Origin of the sequence: Rhizobium sp. P28RR-XV, from assembly GCF_012641385.1 — a bacterium.
In the GTDB taxonomy this organism is placed as follows: Bacteria; Pseudomonadota; Alphaproteobacteria; order Rhizobiales; family Rhizobiaceae; genus Rhizobium.
Map to the genome: position 1 here is coordinate 1 of NZ_JABAIG010000048.1, position 854 is coordinate 854.

General features: G+C 54.2%; 1 protein-coding gene. It reads left to right on the top strand.

Annotated elements, in window-relative coordinates:
• Nucleotides 1–36 precede the first annotated feature (36 nt).
• Entirely contained in the window at nucleotides 37–804 is a 768-nt protein-coding gene (locus HGP12_RS33755) for an IS6 family transposase (protein ID WP_168880247.1), read from the top strand.
• Nucleotides 805–854 lie beyond the last annotated feature (50 nt).

Genomic DNA, 854 nt, shown 5'->3' on the forward strand with positions numbered 1-854 from the left:
TGGATTGAGCGCAGACAATTTGCAGCGAGATTTTTGATGAGCGATTTCAAGTGGCGCCATTTTCAGGGTGAGATTATCTTTTGGGCAGTCCGCTGGTACTGCCGCTACCGTGTCAGTTACCGCGATCTTGAACAGATGATGGGCGAGCGGGGCGTGCCCGTGGATCATTCCACGATTTACCGCTGGGTTCAGAAATATGCGCCGGAGATGGAAAAGTGGCTGCGCTGGCACTGGCGTCAACCGCAGTCAACAAGCTGGCGCGTCGACGAAACCTATGTGAAGGTTCGCGGGCAATGGACGTACTTATACCGAGCCGTCGACAAGTTCGGCAACACGATCGATTTCTATCTGTCGCCCACCCGGAACGCCAAAGCAGCGAAGCGCTTTCTTGGCAAAGCCTTAAATGGTTTGAAGGATTGGGAAATGCCGGCTGTCATCAACACCGACAAGGCCCCGACCTACGGCATCGCGATTTCAGCACTGAAGGCCGAAGGCAAATGCCCGGAAGAGCTGGTGCATCGGCAGATCAAATACCTGAACAATGTCGTAGAGGCCGATCACGGCAAACTGAAACAGTTGATCAAACCGGCGAGAGGATTCAAAAAGCTGAAAACGGCCTATGCGACAATCAAAGGTTTTGAAGTCATGCGCGCCTTGCGCAAGGGTCAGGCATCCATCTTCAATCTGACCGGCGACATCTGTGGAGAAGCTCGCATCGTTGAACGCGCTTTCGGTATCGGACCGAGCGCCTTGACGGAAGCCGTCGCCCTGCTCGCTTCAAATCTCGAAGGTCAGGCCGCGTAACGGCAGAGAAAACAAGACCTCGCCAACCAACCGGAATTCTTGCAACAGAG

Coding starts and splice junctions, on each gene's coding strand:
- HGP12_RS33755 (WP_168880247.1), top strand. CDS start 37: ATGAGCGATTTCAAGTGGCGCCATTTTCAGGGTGAGATTATCTTTTGG.